Source organism: Mucilaginibacter sp. P5_A4 (genome assembly GCF_056400605.1).
Map to the genome: position 1 here is coordinate 120,067 of NZ_JBFUKX010000010.1, position 18,694 is coordinate 138,760.

The following is an 18,694-nucleotide window of genomic DNA, read 5'->3' on the forward strand; positions in this document are numbered from 1 at the left end:
TGCTACAAATTAATAATTGTTAATGGCAACAAAAAAAACGTTCACTCATCATGAACGTTTTTTTGGACCAATATTTTGACTGATTATTTAAGATGCATTTGCGAGCTTATAGCCAGCTTCGGCTTTTAAAGCACGTTTAACCGGTGGAATTGATGGTTCTCTATGTTTTTCCTTCAGTTTCTTAAAAATCTCAAAACTAAAAGCATCCTGCATAGGTAAATTATATTTCGCGATGGTAGCCGGGTGAAGTTGCAACGCTTCTATGGGAACTTTTAAATTCATATGATTAATATGCGTTAAACCGGTTACAACATCTGTATCAAATACAACAAAAGTATCTATTAAACTGCCGTCGGCATCTGTATAGATTACAGATTCATATTCATTAAAAGTTTTCATGGTAAATAAATATGCTTTTATAACAGGTGTTTAAAATAAATGTTTTTACAAAGCAATATAATAATTAAATTTATTAACTAAAACGAACTTAAATTACAAAATGATCCTAAACCACTCGCTTCACCCTTCATAGGAAAAAAACTTTAATTATGCCTGTAAATTCTTGGGCTATATAGTGGACCGCCTTTACCGGGTTGGTAATTACTAAAGTAGGAAAAATTATAGTACAATGGTTGCTTGTTTTTATATTATCTTCTATGTAACTTTATAACTATCAGTTAAATACTGCTGATTAATCCTGATCCTGTCAACCTTTAAATTCACATCTATGCCAAATCATCTTTCACCACTCGGAATTTTCCATACTGCCATTAGTGTACTTGCTGTGCTTTTTGCGCTCTATGCCTTAATTCGTTACGGCAAAATAGATCCAGCAACAGGAATTGGTAAATTGTATATAATATTAACCGCAATTGGATGCCTTACAGCATTCCCAATCATGAAAACCGGGCATTTGAGTGCCGGACATGGTTTGGCAGTTATTGTTTTACTGTTGCTTCCTATTGGCGTATACGCCAAATCAATCCGCTTTTTTGGGAAGGCTGCAGAATATATTCAAACCATAGTAATGTCATCAACCTTATTTTTTTCGATGATCCCTGCAACTATCGAAACCTTAACAAGGTTACCTATCAGTCATCCCCTGGCCGCCGACCCAAATGATCCGGTAGCGAAAATGGGTCTGCTATTCCTTGTCACACTTTACATTGCGGGTGTATTATACCAAATTGTAAAAATAAGGTCGAAAAGAAAATCTACCGAAACACCAGGCAGTACCGTCACCTTGAGTTGATTCATCAATAAAGTTAATTTGTTTATTTAAAGGTGATGTTTTGATCGACCATTGCAAGCTTAAGCATTTGCAGCGCATTTTTACCTATGCCATGAAGTTGCATTAATTCAGTTTCTTTGAGGTTCGATAATTGTTTAAGGTTGGTTATACCTGCATTAACTAAAGCGCGTTGGGCAGGCTTTGCTAATTTGCTAAACGGGTAATCTTCTTTTTTTTCTTTCATGATGGTAAGAATTGATTAGACAAATTTAAATCTCTATCCCGTTTCGAAGAGGCATTAATGCGATAACCTATTTCTTAAAAATTAAGCAACATGTTGTAAATAATGATCAACGAGGTTAGTTAGTTCTGTTGATTCAAATGGCTTGCTTAACCAGGCATCAGCACCGCAGACCTTCGCAATATCGGCGAGATTTGCATAGCCGGATATAAGTATAACCGGGATATGACTTGTCAACGGATGTTGCTTTATAGCGATGCATAGTTCGCTACCAAGGCCGTCCTTTAGCCTATTGTCAACCAAAACAAGATCTGGCATTTGAAGGATCACACCTTTGATGGAGTTTTTATCAAAGGATGCAACGGTGATATACCCGTTTTCTCGTAGGATGATTTGTATTGCTTCAGACAAATCGGCATCGTCTTCCACAACAAATATTTTTTTGCTCATAGGTTTATTAACTGATATACAAATCTACACAGCATAATTCCAATTATCAATTATTAATTAACTTATTTAAACAAAAGGCAATAGTTAAATTCACGTTTTACATGATGATTATCAGTGTGTGTTAAACAAAATGCTGTATACAGCAAACAAATCCGCCTGATTTTAATTTAAGATGGTGTAATATGGAATTTAAATGCCCCTAATAATAACATATGAAAATTACAACATACCCCGGTAAATCATTCCCGCTCGGCGCTACATGGGACGGTGAGGGCGTTAACTTTACGTTATACTCCGAGAACGCTACCGCAGTTGATCTTTGCCTGTTTAATTCCCCTGAAGATGAAATTGAATCAGAAAAAATAAAGATCACCGAATACTCCGAACTAATATGGCATGTATACGTTGCTGATTTAAAACCCGGCCAATTGTATGGTTACAAAGTAAGCGGCTCATTTGACCCCCAAAACGGCCACCGTTTTAATCCTAACAAATTATTACTGGATCCATATGCAAAAGCAATTTCGGGCACTATCGATTGGGACGATTCATTATTTGGTTACGAAATTGGCAGTCCGGATGAAGATCTGAGCTTTAGCGAAACCGACAACGCGGGTTTTGTACCAAAATCTGTAGTTATCGATCATAATTTTGATTGGGAAGATGACAAATTGCCCAATATTGAATATTATAACTCCATAATTTATGAAGCACATGTAAAAGGCTTCACCAAAATGCACCCCCAAATACCCGAAGAGATCAGGGGTACGTATGCGGCCATTGGCCACCCGGTAACTATTAAATATTTAAAAGAACTGGGGATAACCGCCATTGAACTAATGCCTGTACATCATTTTTTAAACGATAGGCATTTAGTTGAAAAAGGCCTTACTAATTACTGGGGGTATAACACCATCGGTTTCTTTGCTCCCGATTCGCGGTACTCTTCCAGCGGGGTACGCGGCGAGCAGGTAACCGAGTTTAAAACCATGGTTAAAAACTTACACAAGGCAGGTATTGAAGTGATTCTTGATGTGGTTTACAATCATACAGGCGAAGGCAGCCAGATGGGGCCTACCCTCTCCTTTCGCGGTATTGACAATTCCAGTTACTATCGCCTTACCGAGGATAAAAGGTTTTACATGGATTACACCGGTACAGGCAACACGCTAAATGCCAATTTACCTAATGTGCTGCGCCTGATGATGGATAGCCTGCGCTACTGGATCCTGGAGATGCATGTGGATGGTTTCCGCTTTGACCTTGCCGCTACCCTGGCCCGTGAGCTGCATGAGGTGAATCGGCTGAGTGCTTTTTTTGATATTATACACCAGGATCCGTGCATATCGCAGGCTAAGCTGATTGCTGAGCCCTGGGATGTTGGCGAAGGTGGATACCAGGTAGGCAAGTTTCCGTCGGGCTGGGCTGAATGGAACGGCAAATACAGGGATAGTATCCGCGATTTCTGGAGCGGTACAGAAAGTTCCCTTGCCGAATTTGGCGACCGGATAACGGGTAGCTCCGATCTGTACAAATCCTACCGCCGGCCATCGGCCAGTATCAACTTTGTAACTGCTCATGATGGTTTTACCCTGAATGATCTTGTATCATATAATGAAAAACATAACGAAGCCAATGGTGAGGATAATAATGATGGCGAAAATCATAACCGTTCATGGAACTGCGGTGTTGAAGGGCCAACAGACGATGAGAATATCAATGAACTGCGTGAAAAACAAAAGCGTAATTTTTTAATAACCTTGTTCCTTTCTCAGGGTGTGCCAATGTTGATAGCCGGTGACGAAATGAGTCGCACCCAAAATGGCAATAATAATTCCTATTGCCAGGATAATGAAATTTCATGGATCAACTGGGAAACCATGGATAAAGATTTGATGAAATTTACCAGTAAGCTAATTAAATTACGAAAAGAACATGCCTCATTTTCAAGGAAGAACTGGTTTAAAGGCGAGGTTGAAACAAAAAGTGGAGTAGCTGATATAGCCTGGTTTTTGCCCGATGGATCGGAAATGAGTGAAGATAACTGGAACCACGACTTTGCCAAATCTGTTGCTGTTTTTTTAAACGGATTAGGATTACACAGCGTAAACGCTGAAGGCAATAAGGTAGTAGATGATAGCTTTTATATCATATTTAACGCTCACGATGCACCGCTTAGTTATAAGTTACCTGCAAAGGAATACGCAAGGGATTGGGAACTGCTCATCGATTCACATAAAAACCCAAACGAAGAAGTAAAAGGCACATTTAAAGCAAAAGATATTATACAGGTTGAAGGACGATCTGTTGTATTACTTCAGCACCAATTGATTCACGATGGCGAAACAAAACACAACTAACAGAACATTAGGTATTAACTTTAACAATCAGGAATTTGCAGAGGTAAGAGTATGGGCACCAGATTCGGGTGAGGTTTTGCTAAAACTGGATATGCTTGAATTGCCATTAATTAAGGAGGAATACGGCTATAGGACACTAACTACCAATCAACTTAAACCCGGTGACGAATATTGGTTTATAGTAGATGGGAAACAATTACCCGATCCGGCTTCGCTACTTCAACCCAAGGGTGTTCATGGAGCATCAGCGGCGTTTGATTTAAAAGCTTTTAATTGGGCGGATAGTAAATGGCAAAACATCCCGCTTGCTGATTATATTATTTATGAGTTACATACAGGCACATTTACCAAAACAGGCACATTTAAAGGCGTTGAAGAAAAGCTTGACCATTTAATTGAATTAGGCGTTACAGCTATTGAGATCATGCCCGTTTCGCAATTCCCGGGTGAAAGGAATTGGGGCTATGACGGTGTTTTTCCATTTGCTGTGCAGAATAGTTACGGAGGGCCTGCAGATTTGCAATTATTGGTTAACACCTGCCATAGCAAAGGTTTAGCTGTTATCCTGGATGTGGTTTATAATCACTTAGGGCCCGAGGGTAATTACTTTGGTGAGTTTGGACCATATTTCACCAATAAATATCATACTCCCTGGGGCAGCGCCATCAATTTTGATGGCGCTGGCTGTGACGAAGTGAGGCGGTATTTTATTGAGAACGTGCTAATGTGGTTCCGCGATTTTCATATAGATGCCTTACGTATGGATGCTGTACACGCCATCAGAGACTTTAGTCCGAACCATATTTTACGGGAGATTAATCAGCATGTAGCCAAACTGATGAATGAAACTGGAAAAACTCATTACCTGGTAGCTGAGTGCGACCTGAATGACACCCGTTACATTAATCCTGTACAAAAAGATGGCTATGGCTTTAATGCACAATGGGTAGATGAATTTCACCATACCCTGCGTGTAGCGGCGGGCGGAGAATGTAAAGGCTATTACAACGATTTTAATGGCATTGCCGATCTGGCAAACGCCTTTCAAAACGGATACGTATATAACGGGCAATATTCCAGTCAACGGCAAAAAACATTCGGCACGGATACCAAAGGCATCAACGGGCAACAATTTGTTGTGTTTTCCCAAAACCACGACCAGGTAGGCAACCGCATGCTTGGAGAGCGATCAAGCCAATTGTTTAGTTTCGAAATACAAAAGCTGCTGGCGGGGGCAGTAATGGCAAGTCCGTTTTTACCGATGCTGTTTATGGGCGAGGAATGGAGCGAGCCTAATCCCTTCCAGTTTTTTGTAAGCCATTCCAATGAAGAATTGATAAAAGCTGTACGAAAGGGACGTAAGGCAGATTTTGCTGATTTCCATACACAAGGCGAAGCACCAGATCCCCAGGCTGTATCCACTTTCAAAAATTCCAAACTCAACTGGGAGCTTTTGGATAAAGGATTGCATAATGTAATGTTACAGTATTACAAAAATTTGATCAGCCTAAGAAAATGCCACCCAGCCATTAAAAATACAGATCGCGAAAATATAAATATAATGGTCGATAAAGCAACTCAAACACTGATCATTGAAAGATGGACCGGGGATCAAAAAATACTTTGCCTGTTAAATTTTTCCAAACAAGAGCAAGAGGTAAATATCCCTGGCGCCATATGTCGATGGCAAAAACTGTTTGACTCAGCCGAGCCTAAGTGGAACGGCCCCGTTGTATCTGCAGAAATCATAAATGCGAACCTTGCACAGTTACCACCAGAATCCATACTGATATACACCCAATATTAAATACAAAAGCCGGATGAAAATAAATTTCCATCCGGCTAAATCACTCTAAAACAATCACCTCTTATTAAATAGGAAGTTTATACAATTAATATATAGATACTTTTTACAAGAGTCTATTAATTAAATGTTTAAACAAAGGTATTTATAATCTGCTGGTACTTTACCTATAAAGGAGCATTTTTACGGGGTGCTGACACAGGCAAAATGGTTAGTCGATTGCATTAACAATACATTAACCCCTTAATAAATATATCGGTGAGCAATAGCTTTTTGGTGCGAATCTCCTCGAGGTGTTCTTTTGGTGGAAAGCTTTTTTTCTTTTGCGAGATAGCTCCTACCCTGATGCCGTGCATGGCATCCAAAAGGAGATCTACAATTTCTTCTGAATTTTCAATGGGTTTTATAGTACCTCTTTCAATTTCAACCTTAATAGCATTATTCAACAAGGTAAGCTCTGCTTTATGCACTTGTTCAACAATTTCCCAAATCGTATCCGGCAAATTTTGCTCATTCAGCCTAAAAAAATCAAAAAAATTATAATTGCTCACTATAAAATCATGATGAGTATTGATCTGGAAAACAAAGGCCTCCTTTAAATTACTAAAAGAATCTATTTTATCCTCCAGCAGCTTTAAATAATCATTGGCCAGTTTACGCATTACAGCTATGTATAACTGGCTTTTATCGGGGAAGTAATAGTATAGCAAAGCTTTTGACATAGAAAGATCCCCGGCGATCTCGTTCATCGTGGTTTTTGAATAACCATAATGCAAAAAACGCTCATATGAGGCTTCTAATATTCTTTCCCTTTTTATATCCTGATGGTCATTCACTGCAGCCATTTGTTATATAAATTATATAATTTGTTGTCAGCAAACTAAATTCCTGACTTTTTAAACAAATCTATCAAAAAATCTATACATATGTATATTACCCCCCATTTCGTTACACTTTACCAAAACAATTTTACATTCGTAGTATTTAACTAATGTTGATTAATACAAATACCATGAATATTGAAAACAGGTTACCCCCTGATCTGCTTGAATTTTCCCGGCAAATTCCATCCATAGTATGGAACCTCCTGATAGCCTTGATAGCTATCCTGGTGGGGATTATCATAAAGTATGTAGTTACCGGTCTGTTTAAGTTTTATGCTAAGAAAGAGGAATCCTACTCATTCTTCAGATCGGTGTTAGTCAATTTAGGTAGTGCCATAACTTACTTTATCCCGCTATTTTTGCTAAATCTTTTCATTCCTGTTATGAGGATGGACAAGGTTTACGTTACGCCACTTGATAAAACAATTGAAATTTTGCTTACTATATCTTTTGCAGGCATCCTTGTGCGTGCTATCCGAATCCTGGAAGACTACATCTATCACACCTACGATCTTAATAAAGCTGATAACCTGGTGGAGCGGAAAGTGCGCACGCAAATTCAGTTTATCCGTAAGTTTTTGGTGGTGGTTATTGTATTCGTAACAATAGCCATCATCCTGCTTAGTTTTGAAAGCATGCGTAAAATTGGTACAGGCTTATTAACGGGTGTGGGGATTGGTGGTATTATTGTAGGTTTCGCGGCACAAAACTCATTGGGAAATCTACTGGCAGGTTTCCAGATAGCGTTTACACAACCAATCCGGATTGATGATGTTTTGGTGGTGGAAGGCGAATGGGGACGTGTAGAGGAGATAACCTTAACTTACGTGGTACTGAATATATGGGATAAACGCAGGCTGATTCTCCCGATCAACTATTTTATCACAAAACCTTTTCAAAACTGGACCAGATCCACATCCGAGATATTGGGAACAGTATTTTTATACGTTGACTACACTATTCCGCTTGAAGCTATCCGTAAAGAGTTTAATCGTTTAATCGAACTTTCGCCGCTTTGGGACAAAAAAGTCAAGGTAATACAGGTAACCGATACTAAAGAAAACACTATTGAAGTACGTGTGCTGATGAGTGCACGCAATTCGTCCGAAGCGTTTGATCTGCGCTGCTACATCAGGGAGAACCTGGTAACTTTTATCCAGCAGAATTATCCCGATAGTTTACCCAGGATTCGTACACAAGTAAGTAACCTCGAAAAATACATACTGCCCAAAACTGGTAATTAGGCTGCTTTAGACAGTTCAATTCCGCTGCCAATTACAAGTGCATCTTCAATAGCGCCTACAATTGGATCAATAACGTGACTGGTTTTAACTGTGCCCTTACGCAAAAAGTAACTACCAAATGTGGAAGCAAAAGCCGCCGCCCCGCCAATTAAAGCGCCTATAGCAGCCTTATCACCCGTTGCCTTATAAACGCATGCACCGGCGAGCGCACCCGAAAGCATCCTGAAGCCAAGTGAAGTGGGCTTAATGCGGTTTGGTGCAGAGGATAGCTTATCGCCAATTATTTCACCTACGGCTAAAATCTTCAATGCGAGCGCCACGTTTTTAGATTGCATGAAGCGCAAAGATGAGTGATCTGGCTTTTTTAACTGATGATGACTTAATATATGGCTGGCAATAAGCGGTGCAGATGTTGAGCGCATACCGGCTAAGGCACCAAGACCGACAACCTGCCAAAAGGGATGGGATATCTTGAGTTCCATATTGATTTTGATATTTGTTGTACGTATAAAACCATACACATCTCATTATGTTCTAATTAAAAACCATAAATCAGTAAGTAAAATTATAATATTATCACCTATAACATCAACATTTAAATTATAGCCGGTCTTATAAACAAAATAGCCGCATACTTTTCAGTGTGCGGCTATTTGTTGTTTATAATTTAGTGTATTAAACAGTTTCGGCTTCTAATACTGCTACATGTTTCTTTTCTTTTTTACCAAAAAGTCTTGCCTTGAGGTTGTAACGAATAAGGTACATACAAGGTACCAGGATCAATGTAATAATGGTTGCAAAGCCTAAACCGAATATCATTGTCCACGCCAAAGGCCCCCAAAAAGCAACATTATCACCACCGAAATGGATGTGTGGTTTAAAGTGGGTAAATAAACCTACAAAATCGATATTAAAGCCAACTGCCAAAGGTATTAAACCCAATATGGCGGCGGTGGCGGTTAATAATACCGGCGTCATACGGGTATGTCCGGCTTCAACAACGGCATCGTGTACATTTGCACCCTGCTCTATCAGCATGTCAGTAAATTCAACCAGCAAGATTCCGTTTCGTACAACCACACCGGCAAGTGCTATGATACCAATACCAGTCATTACAATAGACATAGTCATGTGGAATATAGTTACCCCCAGCAGTACTCCAATGATACTAAAGAAGATTTCGCTGATGATGATAAATGTTTTACCAATAGAGTTAAACTGGATCATTAAAATAACCAATATCAAACCAAATGATACGCCAAGTGCAGATAACAGAAAGGTCATTGCTTCCATTTGGTCTTCCTGTCCACCACCCATTCTTATAGATACATTATCGGGCGCTTTAAAGTTGTTGATAGCCAGTTTAATGTTTGCGTTAACATCATTGGCATTAAATGGCTTGATAACGTTTGACCCTAATGTAAGCACCCGCCTTTGCTGCTTACGTTTTATGTTGCTATAGGTTGTGGTATAACGCACATCAGTAAATGCAGAAATTGGCACCTGGCGGATAGCACCGCCTGTTGCCATGTCACGATAGGTAACCTTAAGATTTTTAAGGGCGTCGATATCGCCTCGCTGGCTTTGCAATGCACGTACTTTTATCTGGTAATCATCTTCCTTCGTATTCCTAAAATCAGCGGCTTTGGCACCTAATATTGCGGTAGCCAAATTTTGGGTAATGGTACCAGAAGATATACCTTCCCGGTTAGCACGCTCACGGTCAACATCAAAAACAATGGTAGGCTTGTCACTTTGTACATCGGCAGTTAAATTCTCAATACCAGCGATATTTTGCTTAACTAAATAGTTTTTTAAACGATTGCCTGTTTTAACTAATGAATCAATGTTATCACCAATTATTTCAATACTAATATCCTTTTGTACAGGCGGACCGCTATTTTCCTGTGTTACCGATATTTTAGCCCCAGGCACACCCTGAACTGCTTCTCGGATCCTTTTCAAAATTACTTTGGTATCTTTGCCATTACGTTTGCCAAATTCAACAAATGCAACCGTTACCTTACCTTTGTTTTCATAATCACCCTGATCCTCATCTGAAGGATCGGCAACCCCTTTGGTAACGTTTGAAATAACCGATGATACAATATCCTTATCCGGCTCAACTACCTCGGCAACACGTTTCTCCAGTTTCCTGGTTACTTCGTTTGTATAAGTCTGGTCGGTACCTATCGGCATGGTAATGTACACATACGCAAAGTTAGGGTCGCCAGATGGGAAAAACTCGGGTGTTTTACCAATCAGGTTCATTAAAACTATGGCAAACACAAATAAACCCATAGTACCAAATAACATGGTTTTAGGAAAGTGCACAGCTTTTTCAAGCCATTTGGCATACCATTGCTGAAAACGCGGCCAGGCATTTTTCTGGAACCTGTCAATAATCTTTAATAATACAAAGTGGTTTAAAAGATACAGCGCTATCATCAGCACCATAAAATTACCTATTCCAAAGTTTATCAGGTAACCAACAACTGTGGCAATAAGCATGTATATCATTGCCCGCTTTACCTTGCGATCAAATTTGGGGTGATCATGCTCTCCGTCAAAATGAGGTTTCATAAAATCAACCGCGAAAACCGGGTTAATAATATAAGCCACCACCAACGAAGCCAATAAGGTTATAATTAATGTAATAGGTAAAAAGAACATAAAATGCCCTATCAAACTATTCCAGAATGCCAACGGTACAAATGGTGCAAGAGTGGTCATGGTACCCGAGAACACCGGTAAAAACACCTCGCCGGCAGCAATTTTAGCCGCCTGCTTAATAGGTACTTTTCCATTGGCAAATATGCGGTGGGTATTTTCAATAACCACAATGGCGTCATCCACCACAATACCCAAGGCCAGCAGGAACGAGAACAGCACAATCATATTCAATGTAAAGCCTATCCATGGCATTATAAGGAAAGCTATAAAGCACGACAATGGCACCGATAATGCTACAAATATGGCATTGGTAGTACCCATAAAAAACATCAGAATAACAGTTACAAGTATAAAACCAATTACAATGGTGTTTATGAGGTCATTAAGTGTTGTACGGGTTTTGTCAGATTGATCGCCGGTTACGGTTATATCTAACCCCTTAGGGAAAACAGTTTTTTGCTTTTGTTTAATAAGTTCATTTATCTTATCTGATGCCTGAATCAGGTTTTCTCCCGCCCTTTTGCTTACGTTTAATGTAATTACATTTTTAAAGTTGGGATTATCATTGGTTTTTAAGCGGGCGAAACTCTCCTGCTCTAAAAACGAATCCTTAATCTCGGCAATATCGCGTAAATAAACTGCCTGCCCTTTAGGATTTCGGATAGCCATAGCCGCCACCTGGTCGGCATTCTTAAAATCCTGTTTAATGTCAATACTGCGGCGTACACCATCAGTTGTAACATTACCTACCGAAGCCAGGATGTTTTCGTTCCCGATAGCCTGTGTAATATCACTAAAGCTGATCTGTGCAGCCGTCATCTTATCCATATCCACATTAACCTGAATCTCGGGCGTTAAGGCCCCTACTTCATCAACCTTCGAAATTTCCTTGTAACTTTCAATCTCGTCTTTTAGGTTATCCGCGTATTCCTTTAATTTCTTCAAGTCATAGTTACCTGATATATTGATATAAAGGATCGGAAGATCGGCAACATTAATGTCACTTATGGTTGATTCTTTAAGGTTGTCATCATTTTGCGGCAAATCTGGCTTTGCTTTATCAACGGCCTCTTTAACATCAATCTTGGCATCTCTAATGTCAACATTTGCATTAAACTCAGCAGTTATTAAAGATATATTTTGAGCAGAATTTGATGTTACCTTTTTAAGCCCCTTTAATGATTTTAATTTTTTCTCAATCTGGCGTGTTACCAGGTTTTCTACGTTTTGAGGGGACTGCCCTATAAATGCGGTTGAAACAAACACCTTCGATTGCGCTATATCCGGAAAGTTTTCTTTTGGTAAGTTGTTATAACTAACCAAACCCAATACCGTAACCAAAAATATGAGAACATATATGGCTGTTTTATTATCTATGGCCCAACTTGAGGGCCCAAATTCTTTATTCAGATCTTTCATAATTAATAGATCAAGTGTTTAATAAATTAATTAGCTGACTCTAAAACCTTAATTTTATCACCATCCTCAATTTCGGTAGCGCCTTCGGTAACCAACATATCACCGGCGCCTAATCCTGACAATATTTCTGTTTGACCACCATAAGTGGCCCCCGATTTAACATTTACTTTTTTAGCAATGCCATTTTGATTAAGGAAAACATAGTCGCCTGATTCTGATTTTTGGATCGCTTTTACAGGTACTGCTATAGTATTTGCTTTAGTGTAATTAGCTATTTGTATAATGGCCGTCATGTTAGGGCGTAAAGTTTTACGTACCGGTAGTTTAATTTCTACAGCAAAGCTACGGGATGTTGGGTCAATTACCTTGGCTGCAAATGTTACTTTGGTAGTCAATGAATCCTTTGCATCTGGTACTAAAATTTTCACCTCATTACCTGTATTTACGCTACCCGAATATGATTCGGGTACATCGGCCTTAACTTTTAAAACATCGGCGTTAACAATTCGGATACCAGTTTGGCCCGGTGAAGCAGCCTGGCCAAGTTTAAGGTCCATCTGATCAACGGTGCCGCTTATTGGTGAAACTATACGGTACTGGCTGGCTTGTCGGCGTAAACCTGCTAATGCTTTTTTACTGCTTTGCAAAGTTGTTTGAGCCTGCAAAAACTGAACCTCGGTGCCAATTTTTTGATCCCACAGATTTTTTTGACGATTATATAATGTTTCATTTAAACTAACCTGCGCTTCGTTTTGCGCTATGCTTTGTTGCAAAACACTGTTATCTAATTGTGCCAAAGTCTGCCCTTTACTTACATGATCGCCAGGTTTTACATATAAACCTGTAATGATAGCAGATGCCTGCGGATAAGCAACTACGTTATCYTGTGCATCAATTTTACCCTGCACCTGCACATAATTGGTAAACGTACCCGATTTTAAAACAACAGTGCTTACATCCGTAGTTTTAGCCGAATCTGTTGTGCCAACTTCAGCTTGTAGCTTAGTGATCTGTGCATTTAAGTCGGCCTGTTGCTTTTTGAGGTCAGCAAGCTCCGTTTTCTTATCTTTCGGTTTATTTGTGCAAGCTGCTGCCAGAAGAACCAAAACCGGTATGTATAATATTTTTTTCATGTCGTTATTTTATAGTGAGTTTAGTTTTTGTTTTATTGAATTCGTCCGTAAGCTTTATCAAGATCAACTTTACTTACAAGAGCATCGTAAAGCCCTTGTATATATTTGTTATCAGCATCATCAAGTGCAGTTTGGGCTTGCGTAACTTCAATACTTGACCCTACCCCCTGTTGGTATTTAATTTTTGCTACTCTTAAAACTTCCTGAGCAAGTAACTGGTTATTTTTTTGGGTTTGAAGAGTTTGCAATCCATTAACAAAAGTAATATTGGCTTTGTTGGCCTGTAACTTTAATCCGTTTTTTGCATTTTCTAAATCGTTTTGCGATTTTATTACAGCAATTTTGGATTGCTTAACCTGGTTAAGGCGCTGCCAACCATTAAATATCGGAACATTCAGTGTAAGTCCCACATAGCTCGATGGAAAGTTGGTTTTATATAAATTACTAAAACTATTATTTTGATATGATGATGTATAACTCATATTAGCCTTAAGTGTTGGTAAATATTGTGATTGCTGACGCTTAAGATCAAGGCGTTTTAAACCGAGTGTTGTTTCGGCCAAATTGTATTCAATCCTGTTATGATAAAATGAAGTATCAACAGCAAGATCTGGTGCAACTTCCAGTTTAACATCTTCGAGTTTATCTTTAAGCGTAAGTGGGTTTTCAATTGGCATACCCATCTGAAATTTTAATAACTGATAATTTAAGGCCAATAAACGGATAGTATTTTCCCGGTTTGTAACCAGGTTATTGTATTGAACAGTTATACGGTCAACATCAATCTTTTCAACCGTACCTTGTTTGTTCCCTGCTACAGTTTCATCTAACTGCTGTTTTAATTGCTTAATGTTTGCATCCAAAAGTCGAAGTTGCTCATTACTTACCAAAACCTGGTAATATGCTTTGGTAACGTTTACATTAGCTTCAATCTTTGAACGCTTATAGTTTCGTTCAGAAAGTTCACGATAGGTTTTTGATGCTTTTAGTCCTACAAGGTAACTACCGTCAAATAATATTTGGTCGGCAGTTAATCCTAAGCTCGATTGATATTTTACGCCAAACTGCACCGGAATAAAAGTACCAGCAGGCGCTCCAAAAAACTGACCAGGCAATAAAGTGGTAGGTATTTTTAAATAGTCCTGAAACGATGCTGTTCCGCTAATTTGTGGTAAACCAATCCCTGTTGTTTCTTTAACTTTAAAAATAGCACTTTTAACATCCAATCCTGCATTCACAACCGAATCCTGGTGCTCATAAGCATAATTAACGCACTCCTGTACACTAAAATTAAAAGTTTGATTATTAGGTGGCGTTTCCTGGGCATAGCTTTTTAAAGCTATGGCACAAAAAAATGTTGCCGTAAAAAGTAAATATTTCATTGTATAATATAGTTGTTGGTGATTTTTCATTAATTAGCTGCTTACAATTCAAATATCCCCGTAGTTAATGACAACCTTATGTCAGCAGTGTTTTATTCTTCTTTTATATTTTTATACTGATTTAAAAGCTTGTAACCCTTTAGTGTGCAAATGCCATAATTAAAATGATCTAAAAACTGTACCTGTACCTTCCACGTATTAAACTCCGCTATCGGGAAAATGGTTGTGTTGAATCCAAGTTCCACGGTGTTTACCCTCATGCGGGCAACTATCTTTACGTCAATTTCGGGCCTTATGTAACCCTGCTTAATACCTTTTGTTAATAATTCCTCCAGTGTACTAATCAAAACCTCATTTTTAAACTGTTGAAAAACCTTCCAGGCATCAGGATGATACTTTTGCATATCATGGATAACTATTGGGTTGATGCGCGAAAACATATCCTCCGAGCATTTAGTCATGTTGATCATCTCTTCTATCACATTAGACGATTTATTGATGAACTCAATCATTTGCTCCTCATCCTCTTTCAGCTTCTTTTTTACCAGTGCTGTTACCAATTCGTTTTTATCCTTAAAAAACTGGTATATGGTTTTTTTCGACATACCCAGGTGTTTGGCTATATCATCCATAGTGACGCTTTTGATGCCTGCCTTTAAAAACAGCTCTTCGCCTCCCTCAATTATTCTTTCTGTTTGACTCATTGACTTTCTGAGTCAAAACTAAKGAAACATTTTTTGATTTCAAAGTTTCCATCGGAAATTACATTTTTAAGACAAAAGCCCTTGGATGTGCAGATTTCAAATTCCAGATGTGCAGATTAGTTCATATAATTTGATTTTTTTTAAATAACCATTCATCCTCTGGAAATTGGACATCTGATCTCAATTAATTTGCATATCGAAAATCTCTCATCTGCACATTTGAAATCTGCATATCTGTCATCTGCATATCTGCACATCTAAATTCCTATCTTTGCAAAAATTATTTTTTATATGACCCTTACTCCACTTTCAGCAATCTCGCCAATTGATGGCCGCTATAGAAACACCACTGCTGAACTTGCCAACTACTTTTCTGAATATGCCCTAATCAAGTACCGTGTATTTGTTGAGATAGAATATTTTATCGCATTGGTTAAATATCCATTGCCTCAGTTACAACAGTTTGATGCCAGTCTATCAGAAAAGTTACGCGACATTTACAGAAATTTCACCGAGGCGGATGCTGAGAGCATAAAAGAGATTGAGAAGATTACTAACCATGATGTTAAAGCTGTGGAGTATTTTATCAAAAAAGAGTTTGATAAAATAGGTGGACTGGATGCATTTAAAGAGTTTATCCACTTTGGATTAACCTCGCAGGATATAAACAATACAGCCATTCCTTATACTTTTAAACTTGCAATAAACAACAGCTACTACCCTGCTATCAGCCAATTAGTTGATACATTAAAAGGTTATGCGGCCGATTGGAAAGAGGTTCCGTTACTGGCGCATACGCACGGGCAACCGGCCTCGCCAACACGCCTGGGCAAAGAAATTGAAGTTTTTATTGAACGCCTGGAAGGACAGCTTGAAATTTTGAACGCCGTTAAATATTCGGCCAAATTTGGCGGGGCTACCGGCAACTTTAACGCCCACCATATTGCATATCCGGGTATAGACTGGAAAGCTTTTGGAAATCATTTCGTGAACAATGTTTTAGGTTTAAGCCGCTCACAATTTACTACGCAGATTGAGCATTACGATAATTTTGCCGCCCAGTGTGATGCTTTAAAAAGGATCAACAATATCCTGATTGATCTGGACCGCGATATGTGGACCTACATATCCATGAACTATTTTAAGCAAAAGATAAAAGCAGGCGAAATCGGTTCGTCGGCTATGCCACACAAAGTTAACCCTATTGATTTTGAGAACTCGGAAGGTAACCTGGGCATTGCAAATGCACTGTTTGAACACCTGGCTGCCAAACTGCCAATATCGAGATTACAGCGCGATTTAACTGATTCGACAGTATTGCGTAACATAGGCGTACCGGTAGCACATACCCTTATCGCTATAAAATCGAGCGTTAAAGGTTTAAACAAGCTATTACTTAACCAGAACGCCATCACCGCCGACCTGGAAGCCAATTGGCCGGTAGTTGCCGAAGCTATCCAAACCATATTAAGGCGCGAAGGTTACGCCAACCCATATGAGGCATTAAAAGACCTTACCCGCACCAACCAGCAAATAAACGCACAAACTATTGCAGAGTTTGTGGATGGATTGGATGTGAGCGATAGCGTTAAAAATGAGTTAAAACAAATTACGCCGCTGAATTATACGGGAATTTGATCTGCAGATTTCAAATGTGCAGACATGCAGATGGGTAATTTTCATAAGTTACCCATTTAAATCATCTGCAGATTTGAAATCTACACATCTGAAATCATCATATCCCCGTCATAACAATTTTAGTATTGTATTTAAATCAAAAAGGTGATTAAATTTGTTTAATTAATCTAAATAGAATTTTCGATGAATATCAACGTATATACCGAATCAACGCCAAACCCGGCAACAATGAAGTTCATTGTGAACAAGTTGCTGATTAATGGCAGTGCCGATTTTGCTACAAAAGAAAGTGCCGAAAAATCACCTTTTGCTAAGGAGTTGTATAAATTTTCTTTTGTAAATGGTGTTTTCTTTGCAAGTAACTTTGTTACCATTACCAAAACTGATGGTAGCGACTGGGCCGATGTTGAACCGATAATGAAGGAGTTTGTAAAGGGTGCGGTTGAATCGGAACTTAAGATACAGTTAGACGAGCAATCCGAAGAAACAAATTTTGAAGGCTCCGAAACAGAAGTTAAAATCCAGCAGATCTTACATGATTACGTTCGCCCGGCTGTTGAGCAGGATGGCGGTGCTATCTCTTATCGTTCATTTAACGAAGGTGTGGTAACTGTTGAGCTGCGTGGTTCATGCAGTGGTTGCCCGTCATCAACTATAACACTTAAAGCCGGTATCGAAAATCTGCTTAAACGTATGGTGCCCGAAGTTACCGAAGTGGTATCAGAAGCATTATAAAATACACACACGAATTGCGCTAATTGATTCGAATTTCACGAATTGATTAAACGTACAAATGGCACCAATTTATTCGGACACAGTTCAGCTGTGTCCGAATAAATTGGTGCCATTTACATTTGTGAGAATTCGCTCTTATTTGTGCAATTCGTGTGTATGAAATTCATGTTTACTTAAAGTATTTTTGTATCGTGGTTAGCATCTCTCCTGTTATCTTTCCGTTTGTTGCCAATAATTCCCTTGTCTCCAGTACTTCGCTTCCTCCTTTAAAATTTACTACTTCGCCACCTGCCTGTTTTACAATTACTATACCCGCGGCCACATCCCAGGCATTCAAATTATATTCGTAAAAAGCATCAAACCTACCGCAGGCAGTGTAGACCAGGTCGACAGCTGCCGAGCCTATGCGTCTTAGTCCATGGCTGCTTTTCATGAGTTCGGCAAATAATTCAATGTAAGCAGCCTGTTTAGTAAAATCATAGTAAGGGAAGCCGGTTGCCAGTAAACTGGTACCTATGGTTGAGTTTTTACTTACGCTGATCTCTTTACCATTTAAATAAGCGGGGGCATCTTTCCAGGCATAAAAGCACTCATCCTGGTTTATTTCATATACTACCCCTAACACCAATTCGTCATATTCCTTTAAAGCTATACTTACCGAAAACGCGGGTAATCCATGTATAAAATTGGTGGTTCCATCCAACGGATCAATTATCCAGTTATAACGTTCGCCAACAATGGTTGTGGTTTTTTCTTCAGTAATAAAGCCAGATCCGGGCAAAATCTTCCTCAAGCC

16 protein-coding genes are annotated in these 18,694 nt (G+C 39.0%); 6 read left to right on the forward strand and 10 right to left on the reverse strand.

Annotated elements, in window-relative coordinates; translation table 11 throughout:
• Positions 1–87: 87 nt before the first annotated feature.
• Positions 88–399, reverse strand: a complete 312-nt coding sequence (locus AC1DQW_RS08915) for a hypothetical protein (protein ID WP_477453766.1) — start codon at positions 397–399, stop codon at positions 88–90.
• 328 nt (positions 400–727) lie between these two features.
• Between AC1DQW_RS08915 and AC1DQW_RS08920 the strand changes: the two genes are divergently transcribed.
• Entirely contained in the window at positions 728–1,252 is a 525-nt protein-coding gene (locus AC1DQW_RS08920) for a hypothetical protein (protein ID WP_477453767.1), read from the forward strand.
• A 22-nt stretch (positions 1,253–1,274) separates the two neighbouring features.
• Here the strand turns inward: AC1DQW_RS08920 and AC1DQW_RS08925 are convergent, their stop codons facing one another.
• Positions 1,275–1,475, reverse strand: coding sequence for a helix-hairpin-helix domain-containing protein (locus tag AC1DQW_RS08925; protein WP_477453768.1), 201 nt, complete (start codon positions 1,473–1,475; stop codon positions 1,275–1,277).
• A gap of 81 nt (positions 1,476–1,556) precedes the next feature.
• Positions 1,557–1,922 (reverse strand): response regulator, encoded by a 366-nt coding sequence (locus tag AC1DQW_RS08930; protein WP_477453769.1) that lies wholly within the window; start codon positions 1,920–1,922, stop codon positions 1,557–1,559.
• Positions 1,923–2,134: 212 nt separating this feature from the next.
• Between AC1DQW_RS08930 and glgX the strand changes: the two genes are divergently transcribed.
• Both glgX and treZ read left to right on the forward strand, forming a co-directional pair.
• Positions 2,135–4,282, forward strand: a complete 2,148-nt coding sequence (gene glgX, locus AC1DQW_RS08935; RefSeq protein ID WP_477453770.1) for a glycogen debranching protein GlgX — start codon at positions 2,135–2,137, stop codon at positions 4,280–4,282.
• A complete protein-coding gene (treZ, locus tag AC1DQW_RS08940) occupies positions 4,260–6,089 on the forward strand; it encodes a malto-oligosyltrehalose trehalohydrolase (protein WP_477453771.1) in 1,830 nt (609 codons plus the stop codon). Before glgX ends, treZ begins: the two co-directional genes overlap by 23 nt.
• A 221-nt stretch (positions 6,090–6,310) precedes the next feature.
• Here treZ and AC1DQW_RS08945 read toward each other — a convergent pair whose 3' ends face one another.
• Positions 6,311–6,931: a TetR/AcrR family transcriptional regulator gene (locus AC1DQW_RS08945; RefSeq protein ID WP_477416644.1), complete on the reverse strand. Its 621-nt coding sequence runs from the start codon at positions 6,929–6,931 to the stop codon at positions 6,311–6,313.
• Between the two features lie 167 nt (positions 6,932–7,098).
• Here AC1DQW_RS08945 and AC1DQW_RS08950 point away from each other — a divergent pair, with 167 nt between their 5' ends.
• Positions 7,099–8,214, forward strand: coding sequence for a mechanosensitive ion channel family protein (locus tag AC1DQW_RS08950; protein WP_477453772.1), 1,116 nt, complete (start codon positions 7,099–7,101; stop codon positions 8,212–8,214).
• Here AC1DQW_RS08950 and AC1DQW_RS08955 read toward each other — a convergent pair.
• The 5 genes from AC1DQW_RS08955 to AC1DQW_RS08975 form a co-directional block, all read right to left on the reverse strand.
• A complete protein-coding gene (locus AC1DQW_RS08955; RefSeq protein ID WP_477453773.1) occupies positions 8,211–8,696 on the reverse strand; it encodes a DUF4126 family protein in 486 nt (161 codons plus the stop codon). The two genes, AC1DQW_RS08950 and AC1DQW_RS08955, sit on opposite strands and share 4 nt — an antisense overlap.
• A 193-nt stretch (positions 8,697–8,889) precedes the next feature.
• Positions 8,890–12,306: an efflux RND transporter permease subunit gene (locus tag AC1DQW_RS08960; RefSeq protein ID WP_477453774.1), complete on the reverse strand. Its 3,417-nt coding sequence runs from the start codon at positions 12,304–12,306 to the stop codon at positions 8,890–8,892.
• Between the two features lie 26 nt (positions 12,307–12,332).
• Positions 12,333–13,439 carry an efflux RND transporter periplasmic adaptor subunit gene (locus tag AC1DQW_RS08965; RefSeq protein ID WP_477453775.1) on the reverse strand — a complete coding sequence of 369 codons (1,107 nt, stop codon included), beginning with the start codon at positions 13,437–13,439 and terminating at the stop codon, positions 12,333–12,335.
• 32 nt (positions 13,440–13,471) lie between these two features.
• Positions 13,472–14,821: a TolC family protein gene (locus AC1DQW_RS08970; protein ID WP_477453776.1), complete on the reverse strand. Its 1,350-nt coding sequence runs from the start codon at positions 14,819–14,821 to the stop codon at positions 13,472–13,474.
• Between the two features lie 92 nt (positions 14,822–14,913).
• Positions 14,914–15,525 carry a TetR/AcrR family transcriptional regulator gene (locus tag AC1DQW_RS08975; protein ID WP_477453777.1) on the reverse strand — a complete coding sequence of 204 codons (612 nt, stop codon included), beginning with the start codon at positions 15,523–15,525 and terminating at the stop codon, positions 14,914–14,916.
• Between the two features lie 291 nt (positions 15,526–15,816).
• Between AC1DQW_RS08975 and purB the strand changes: the two genes are divergently transcribed.
• A complete protein-coding gene (purB, locus tag AC1DQW_RS08980) occupies positions 15,817–17,163 on the forward strand; it encodes an adenylosuccinate lyase (RefSeq protein ID WP_477453778.1) in 1,347 nt (448 codons plus the stop codon).
• A gap of 183 nt (positions 17,164–17,346) precedes the next feature.
• Positions 17,347–17,898, forward strand: coding sequence for a NifU family protein (locus AC1DQW_RS08985; RefSeq protein ID WP_477453779.1), 552 nt, complete (start codon positions 17,347–17,349; stop codon positions 17,896–17,898).
• Positions 17,899–18,067: 169 nt separating this feature from the next.
• Here the strand turns inward: AC1DQW_RS08985 and AC1DQW_RS08990 are convergent.
• The coding region (locus tag AC1DQW_RS08990; RefSeq protein WP_477453780.1) for an inositol monophosphatase family protein at positions 18,068–18,694 on the reverse strand (627 nt) is incomplete at its 5' end.

Bases quoted from the DNA above. Each gene is read 5' to 3' on its own strand.
- AC1DQW_RS08920 (WP_477453767.1), top strand. From the start codon at position 728: ATGCCAAATCATCTTTCACCACTCGGAATTTTCCATACTGCCATTAGT.
- AC1DQW_RS08950 (WP_477453772.1), top strand. From the start codon at position 7,099: ATGAATATTGAAAACAGGTTACCCCCTGATCTGCTTGAATTTTCCCGG.
- AC1DQW_RS08925 (WP_477453768.1), bottom strand. From the start codon at position 1,475: ATGAAAGAAAAAAAAGAAGATTACCCGTTTAGCAAATTAGCAAAGCCT.
- AC1DQW_RS08985 (WP_477453779.1), top strand. From the start codon at position 17,347: ATGAATATCAACGTATATACCGAATCAACGCCAAACCCGGCAACAATG.
- AC1DQW_RS08955 (WP_477453773.1), bottom strand. From the start codon at position 8,696: ATGGAACTCAAGATATCCCATCCCTTTTGGCAGGTTGTCGGTCTTGGT.
- AC1DQW_RS08945 (WP_477416644.1), bottom strand. From the start codon at position 6,931: ATGGCTGCAGTGAATGACCATCAGGATATAAAAAGGGAAAGAATATTA.
- AC1DQW_RS08975 (WP_477453777.1), bottom strand. From the start codon at position 15,525: ATGAGTCAAACAGAAAGAATAATTGAGGGAGGCGAAGAGCTGTTTTTA.
- AC1DQW_RS08930 (WP_477453769.1), bottom strand. From the start codon at position 1,922: ATGAGCAAAAAAATATTTGTTGTGGAAGACGATGCCGATTTGTCTGAA.
- purB (WP_477453778.1), top strand. From the start codon at position 15,817: ATGACCCTTACTCCACTTTCAGCAATCTCGCCAATTGATGGCCGCTAT.
- treZ (WP_477453771.1), top strand. From the start codon at position 4,260: ATGGCGAAACAAAACACAACTAACAGAACATTAGGTATTAACTTTAAC.
- AC1DQW_RS08970 (WP_477453776.1), bottom strand. From the start codon at position 14,821: ATGAAATATTTACTTTTTACGGCAACATTTTTTTGTGCCATAGCTTTA.
- AC1DQW_RS08915 (WP_477453766.1), bottom strand. From the start codon at position 399: ATGAAAACTTTTAATGAATATGAATCTGTAATCTATACAGATGCCGAC.
- glgX (WP_477453770.1), top strand. From the start codon at position 2,135: ATGAAAATTACAACATACCCCGGTAAATCATTCCCGCTCGGCGCTACA.
- AC1DQW_RS08960 (WP_477453774.1), bottom strand. From the start codon at position 12,306: ATGAAAGATCTGAATAAAGAATTTGGGCCCTCAAGTTGGGCCATAGAT.